Origin of the sequence: Treponema sp. UBA7570, from assembly GCA_002477955.1 — a bacterium.
In the GTDB taxonomy this organism is placed as follows: Bacteria; Spirochaetota; Spirochaetia; order Treponematales; family Treponemataceae; genus Treponema_D.
On record DLLE01000049.1, the window covers coordinates 1 to 6,491 of the forward strand.

General features: G+C 40.4%; 7 protein-coding genes and 1 pseudogene. 2 read left to right on the forward strand and 6 right to left on the reverse strand.

Annotated elements, in window-relative coordinates; genetic code table 11:
• Positions 1–269: pseudogene (locus tag B4N75_RS05710) on the reverse strand (hypothetical protein); the annotation flags it as partial.
• 209 nt (positions 270–478) lie between these two features.
• Entirely contained in the window at positions 479–1,102 is a 624-nt protein-coding gene (locus B4N75_RS05715; protein WP_296706822.1) for a TetR/AcrR family transcriptional regulator, read from the reverse strand.
• A gap of 351 nt (positions 1,103–1,453) precedes the next feature.
• Between B4N75_RS05715 and B4N75_RS05720 the strand changes: the two genes are divergently transcribed.
• Entirely contained in the window at positions 1,454–1,948 is a 495-nt protein-coding gene (locus B4N75_RS05720; protein ID WP_296693916.1) for a GNAT family N-acetyltransferase, read from the forward strand.
• Between the two features lie 231 nt (positions 1,949–2,179).
• Here the strand turns inward: B4N75_RS05720 and B4N75_RS05725 are convergent, their stop codons facing one another.
• From B4N75_RS05725 to B4N75_RS05735, 3 genes are all read right to left on the reverse strand, one after another.
• Positions 2,180–2,485 (reverse strand): type II toxin-antitoxin system YafQ family toxin, encoded by a 306-nt coding sequence (locus B4N75_RS05725; protein ID WP_296693913.1) that lies wholly within the window; start codon positions 2,483–2,485, stop codon positions 2,180–2,182.
• The gene (locus B4N75_RS05730; RefSeq protein WP_296667659.1) at positions 2,485–2,679 is read right to left on the reverse strand and encodes a type II toxin-antitoxin system RelB/DinJ family antitoxin; all 195 of its coding nucleotides are present in this window, start codon (positions 2,677–2,679) and stop codon (positions 2,485–2,487) included. The genes B4N75_RS05725 and B4N75_RS05730 overlap by 1 nt, the downstream gene beginning before the upstream one ends.
• A 139-nt stretch (positions 2,680–2,818) precedes the next feature.
• Positions 2,819–3,382: a methylated-DNA--[protein]-cysteine S-methyltransferase gene (locus tag B4N75_RS05735; RefSeq protein ID WP_296706824.1), complete on the reverse strand. Its 564-nt coding sequence runs from the start codon at positions 3,380–3,382 to the stop codon at positions 2,819–2,821.
• A gap of 176 nt (positions 3,383–3,558) precedes the next feature.
• On the opposite strand from B4N75_RS05735, the gene B4N75_RS05740 reads away from it, so the two are divergent.
• A complete protein-coding gene (locus tag B4N75_RS05740; protein ID WP_296667654.1) occupies positions 3,559–4,776 on the forward strand; it encodes a hypothetical protein in 1,218 nt (405 codons plus the stop codon).
• Between the two features lie 402 nt (positions 4,777–5,178).
• Here B4N75_RS05740 and B4N75_RS05745 read toward each other — a convergent pair whose 3' ends face one another.
• Positions 5,179–6,456 carry an ATP-binding protein gene (locus tag B4N75_RS05745; protein WP_296667652.1) on the reverse strand — a complete coding sequence of 426 codons (1,278 nt, stop codon included), beginning with the start codon at positions 6,454–6,456 and terminating at the stop codon, positions 5,179–5,181.
• Between the last annotated feature and the right edge of the window lie 35 nt (positions 6,457–6,491).

Genomic DNA, 6,491 nt, shown 5'->3' on the forward strand with positions numbered 1-6,491 from the left:
CAAGTTTTTTCGCGGATTTCTTCTGTGCGTGTTCCAGTTCTTTCCATTCCGACTGCGCAAACGGCGCGGATTTTGTATTTTTTTGCAGCCGTCTTGTAGCCTTTGACTTGCGCCGCCATTATCCAGCCAAGATAAATAATTTCGCTTCCTTCCTCAACTTTTGACTTTGCCTCTTCCATTGAAAAAACAGAAAGCCCTGTTTTTTCCGCGAGCATTTTTGCGTATTGCTCTGCGCTTCCTGTGTTTGTTGTGTAGATGATTGCTTCCATTTTTTTCCTCCTAGGTTCAATTTCGAGTTTTAAATTTTACTGTCATTATCGGGCTTGACCCGATAATCCGTTGTAAAGATTGCTAATCGAGTTAGCTATGCAAACATCGCGGTGTCAAGCACGGCAATGACAACCTTGTTAGCATAGAAATAACTGTTTAGTAGCTGTTTTTATTAAAATTCGACATTCGACCCCATAGATTATTTTGATTATTTTTCAGCCCGTTCTTTTTCGAACTGCTCTATAAAATTTTCTATGTGTTTTTCCAGCTGAACGAAAACTGATTTTTTTGACTCTTCTTCTGCGCCGTCGTAAACGCTGTAAAGAGTAAAAATCGGTCCGTAGAATTCAAGCGCAACCTGCCTTGCTTTCGGCTTTGATTTTGTTATCTTTTTGAAAATCTTTGTCATGTATTCAAGCGGTCCTGCCACAAGATAATCTTGATAAAGATTGGACATTTCTTTGCTTCGGAATTGTTCCAATGTAAGCATTTTGCGGAACTGGGCAGAAAACTTTTCTTCCGTCCAATGCCTGAACTGCGCAATGCTGTACCCGCGGATTTTTTCAGCTGGAATATTAGCGTATGCTTCTGCGGATTTTTCGGAATTTGATTCTGGCATTTTGTATTTTTTTGCGCGTTCCAAATCAAGTTCCGCCATGCGCTCAATAATCCGCTCAAGAATCTGCTGCTTGCCTTCGTAATGTTTGTAAAGCGCGCCTTTCGTAATTTTTAAGCGGGATGCAATATCGCTCATGGAAGTTCCCAAAAATCCGTTTTGCGAAAAAAGTTCAAGCGCAGTTTCTACAATTTGCTCTTTTGTTTCGCTTGGCATTTTTATCTACCTTTTAAATTTTAATTCCCCTTAATTTCGAGTTTTAAATTTTAGCGTCATTATCGGGCTTGAGTTCTTGTCATTATCGGGCTTGACCCGATAATCCATGCGTACAGAGATTTCTGTGTCCGTAGCACAGAAATGACAAAAGAAACAAGCACGGGATTGACACTTAAATTACCGTTCTTATCAAGACTCGGCATTTGGGTTAATTAAGTAACCGTTCGTTTACTTACGAATGTATATTAGTTACCAAACAGTTACTTGTCAAGAGAAATTGAATATTTCTGCCTAAAAAAAATCTTGCCACCAGTTTTTTTGCTCGCTATAATTTCTTGCTAGAGAAAAATCATGAATAAAATAATCATCAGAAAATATGCGGAAAAAGACATTCCCGCAATGTGCGGAATCTGGAATGAAGTCGTTGAAGAAGGAGTCGCCTTTCCGCAGGAAGAAGCTTTGACTGAAAAAAACGGAGCGGATTTTTTTGCTTCCCAAACTTACTGCGCGGTCGCCGAAGAAACTGAAAGCGGAAAAACCGTCGGGCTTTACATTCTGCACCCGAACAATGTCGGCCGCTGTTCGCACATTGCAAACGCAAGCTACGCCGTAAGTTCCGCCTGCCGCGGACTTCACATCGGAGAACTTCTTGTAAAAGACTGCCTTGCTCAAGCCCGGCTCGCAGGATTCAGGATTATGCAGTTCAACGCCGTTGTTGCAACAAACATCCATGCACGGCATTTGTACGAAAGGCTCGGTTTTATTCAGCTTGGAACAATAAAAGGCGGGTTCAGAATGAAAGACGGACATTTTGAGGACATCTGCCCGTATTACCGCGAAGTGTGAAATTTTCAGCAAGTTTTCGGAAAAAAAATGAACAGGCTGGAAAAAAGTTCTATTTTTTGAATAAATCAGCGTGGGTTCCTGTGCGGGAAAGCTCAAGAATCAGCACATCATCTTTTATCTGATAGGTCGAATTTCGAGTTTTAATAAAAATAGCTGCTAAACAGTTATTCCTATGCCAACAAGGCTGTCATTGCTGTGCTTGACACCGCGATGTTTGCATAGCTAACTCGATTAGCAATCTTTCCAATGGATTATCGGGTCAAGCCCGATAATGACACTAAAATTTAAAACTCGAAATTGAGCCTGATAAACTAGAAGCCAGTCCGGTTTTATGTGACATTCACGGTGGTTCTTCCAGTTTCCTTCAAGCGCATGGTCGCAGTATTTTTCATCGAGAGGCAGACCGTTTGCAAGTTTTCCTACTATTTCTGCAAAAAGGCTTAAGTCGTAATGCCGCTTTTCAACTTTTTTCATGTCCTTTTTCATTGCGGAGGTAAATTTTACTTCGTATTTTGTTTTTTCTTTTGAAAATTCCATTATTTTAACAAAGCCTCCATCAAGTCATGAACATTATTATATCCCTTCACATTCGGGTCGTTCGCAATTCTGTCGCCTTCTTTCATCGCCTTGATTGTCTTGCGATTCGGGCGGTCAACGGCAATGTCAAACGGAATCCGTCCTTCGCGGAGAACTTGCTTTGTAAAAACATTGTAAAGGCCTGAAACTGTCATTCCGACCTACTCGCAGAATGAAGAAATATCCTTTTTGTCCTGGTCATCCAAAGTGATTGTTAAATTTGCCATAATATCCTCCAAAAACAGCAGTTTACACTTGAATGTATGTGAATTTTATGTGTTTTTTAAGTGGGAATCACAAGAATCGCGAATTTTTCGGAACAGAGAACTTCCCGACATCAATTCCTTCTATCTTCAAGAGCGCGATTTTGTTTTTGATTCCGCCGCCGTAGCCTGTCAGACTTCCGTTTGAGCCGACGACGCGGTGGCACGGAACGATTATGCAGATTGGATTCCAGCCCACCGCTCCCCCGACCGCCTGCGCGCTCATTTTCTTAATTCCTTTTTCAGCCGCGATTTTCTTTGCAATCTCGCCGTAAGTCAAAGTTTTTCCGAACGGAATTTTCATCATCTCATCAACGACAAGCTTTCTGAAAGGCGTAAGATTTTCGATTTTGAACTTCGGAGCAAAATCAGGACTCCGCCCCGAAAAATAAATGTCGAGCCAGCGGCAAGCCTCGGCAACGGCAGAAATGCCGGAATCGCGGGCATTTTTCACATTTTGATCATAATCCGATTCAAAAATCTTATGCTTTTTTGAGTCAGGAGAATCCTTAAAGAAAAGTCCTGTCAAAAAATCTCCGTTGCTTTCAATCAAAATCTCCCCGAGCGGAGAGCCGTAGGAATAAACGCAAGCCATAACAGAATTTTAGCACGAAATTGTAGATAAAAAAATTAACGGCATAAAATTGAAAAAAGATTTTTGATAAAAAACACAAAAAATGTCAGTATTGTGCAAATACCCCCCCCCATTTTCTACAAAAGACATATTATCATTTTCTTATCTAAGAAAAAATTCTTTTTTGGAGGAGAATTATGAAAAAAATGTTGAGAATTACGGCGGCATTTGCAGCTCTTGCGGCAATGACGAGCTTTATCGCCTGCTCTAGCGACGATGACGGTGGAGATGGCGACAAAAACGGCTTTGAAAACACCTACTGGGCTATGGAGGATTTTTCAGACAACACAGAAGAAGCAGGAGTCGAGCTTACTTATAAAAATGTTATTTATGTCCATATTGAAGACAGCTCAAAAGGCACTGCATATATAGCTGGTTCTGATTCTATTGATTACGAAAAGCTGGACTATACAAAGACAAATTCTGTGGATATTCCTTATTCTGAAAAAGAGACATTCACGTATGTTGTTGACGGCTCTAAAATCACAATCACGAGCAAATACAAAGACGATGCCGGACAAGAGAAGACAGAGATAATCGAAGGAACTTTTTCTTCCGACAAAAAATCATTCACAACAACAGAGACTGAAGACGGCGAAACATATACAACCACTTACACAAAGGTTGACAAAGCTCCTTCGAATGCAACATTAGTTATCACTGTGGCTGGCTCTAGCGGAAGCGAAACCGGAGGTGAAACTGGTGGAGAGACAGGCGGAAGCGAGACTGGTGGAGAAACCGGCGGCACAGAAACCGGCGGCGAGACAGGAACAACAAAAACTGCAACAATTGCGTATGATGGTTCTTTAGAAGAAAATGCGCCAGCTGTCACAGGAGAGGAAGGTGTATTCTCAGACGTGCAGACAGCAATTGAAGGTGCAGGCGTTGCAGAAGGATACTCTCTTGATGACGGCTACCCAAGATATGGTTCTCAAACTTATAGTGGAGATGACGGTGTTAAAAACGGAACAACTTCAGCAGGTATGTTGATTGTGTCAAACTTGCAGGATGGAAACACGAAGATTTCCTTTGATGCAAGTACTGTTATGGCGTATGCAACATATAAATTTACACTTTCTGCAAAATCTGATGTAGAAACTGCTGTAAAAGCATTTAACACACAAAGCTCAGCTCTTGCTGGAAAAATTGAAATTATTGATGCTGAGGGAAATTCAAAAGCAAGCAAACAGGCAGAAGCTGGCTCAAAATCAGCGAATGATGTGACAGCAGATTCTGTTGAACTTGATGCAGGTGAGTATACACTTAAATTCAGTTGGGTTACGACAAAGGCTGCAGAGCTTAAAAAGGTAAATTGCGGCATCTCTAGCTTCTCAATTAAAGCGACAACAAAATAGATCTAATCCTGCATTAACTTTTAGTTAATTTCTAGCCCAGCGAAAGCAACAAAGTTTTTCAAATGAAGCTTTTGTTCATCGCCGGGCTTTTTGTTTCTATCTCTTGCACTTATTACGAATTCTATTTTCTAAAAATTCTTGAATCGTACTGAGTACGAAAGCCATTTTTACCAAAATTCAAAAATCGTACTCAGTACGAACATTGCTTTTCAGAAATTTTCAAATCGTACTCAATACGAATCATGTTTTTATCAGAATCCTTGAATCGTATTCAGTACGAATGTCATTTTCTTAAAAACCTAAAATCGTAATGGGTACGGAATCTTTTTTCTTCTTTTTCAATCGTATTCATAAAAAATTCCCACGACAGACCGGTCAGAAGAGAAGAAAATAATATTTTAATTATGCAGAAGCCAGCCACTTTACCGCATAAATCTGAATTATTCCGTTATGGTCAATGTTGTTTGAGTTGTCCAAAGTTATCAGAAGTTTCGGATAATTGTCCTTCATCAGCCTGAACGGGCGCAGTTCACGCTCCAAAGTGCTTTGCTCACGCACAGAAAGCGCAACCTGATAATATTCTGTCAGCCCGTCTTTTTTTGCCACAAAGTCAATTTCAAGGTCGTTGTATTTTCCAACATAGACTTCATAGCCGCGCCGCAAAAGCTCAAGATAAACCACATTTTCTAAGATAAATCCGTCATCGCCGGTTCTGATTCCCAGCATAAAAAAACGCAGTCCCATGTCAACGGCGTAATATTTCTCAAGACTTTTAAGAAATTCCTTGCCTTTTATATCGTAGCGCGTCGCTTTGTAAAAAAGATAACTTTCAGTCAATGCGCTGTAACAGTTTTCCACAGTAGCCGGGGAAGTTTTGCGTCCGCCGCTTGTCAATGTGTCGCTCACTTTCTTTGACGAGACAAGATTTCCCACATTAGAAAGCGTGAACTTGCAGACTTTTTCCAGAACGTCAGAATCAGAAAGTTTTTTGCGCTGGATTATGTCTTTGAGAACAATAGTGGAATAAATTCCGCGGATATAGTCGCGAACTAGATTCTTATCGGTACTGATTGACGCGACATAGGGAAATCCTCCGACCGAAACGTACTCGTTGTACAAAGTTTCATCCGCCGTAACTTCCTTTTTTAAAAAGTCACTCTTGAATTGCGCATATTCGGCAAACGAAAACGGCAGCATTTTTATTTCGACATACCGACCGGAGAGAAGAGTCGCAATCTCGCCTGAAAGCATATAGGCGTTTGAGCCAGTGATGTAAATGTCAACGTTGTCCTTTAGAAAAAGGCTGTTCACGACTTTTTCAAACTGCGGAACAAGCTGAATTTCGTCAAGAAAAACATAGTTCATCTGCCCTGCAGTAATTTTTCCCCTCAAATGCTTATAAAGAACGTGATAATCGCAAAGGAATTCGTTTTCAAGGTCGTCAAAATTGATTGAAATTGTGTTGCATTCTCCAAGTTTTTCGACTTCCGATTTAAACTGGCTAAGCAGCGTTGATTTTCCGCAACGCCTTACGCCTGTAACAACTTTTATGACCTTTTTATCCTTCCAATTCCAAAGGATTTTCATAAATTCTTTTCGTACAACCATACAACCGATTATAAGTAAAAAGTTTTTAACGTGCAAGTTAAAAACTTTTAGACAGAAGCTTTTTTTTAACATATAAAGCCCCAACTTCGAGTTTTGATAAGAACAGT

What these genes read in the sequence shown, in the direction of transcription:
- B4N75_RS05715 (WP_296706822.1), bottom strand. Translation starts at nt 1,102, where the DNA reads ATGCCAAGCGAAACAAAAGAGCAAATTGTAGAAACTGCGCTTGAACTT.
- B4N75_RS05720 (WP_296693916.1), top strand. Translation starts at nt 1,454, where the DNA reads ATGAATAAAATAATCATCAGAAAATATGCGGAAAAAGACATTCCCGCA.
- B4N75_RS05725 (WP_296693913.1), bottom strand. Translation starts at nt 2,485, where the DNA reads ATGGAATTTTCAAAAGAAAAAACAAAATACGAAGTAAAATTTACCTCC.
- B4N75_RS05730 (WP_296667659.1), bottom strand. Translation starts at nt 2,679, where the DNA reads ATGACAGTTTCAGGCCTTTACAATGTTTTTACAAAGCAAGTTCTCCGC.
- B4N75_RS05735 (WP_296706824.1), bottom strand. Translation starts at nt 3,382, where the DNA reads ATGGCTTGCGTTTATTCCTACGGCTCTCCGCTCGGGGAGATTTTGATT.
- B4N75_RS05740 (WP_296667654.1), top strand. Translation starts at nt 3,559, where the DNA reads ATGAAAAAAATGTTGAGAATTACGGCGGCATTTGCAGCTCTTGCGGCA.
- B4N75_RS05745 (WP_296667652.1), bottom strand. Translation starts at nt 6,456, where the DNA reads ATGTTAAAAAAAAGCTTCTGTCTAAAAGTTTTTAACTTGCACGTTAAA.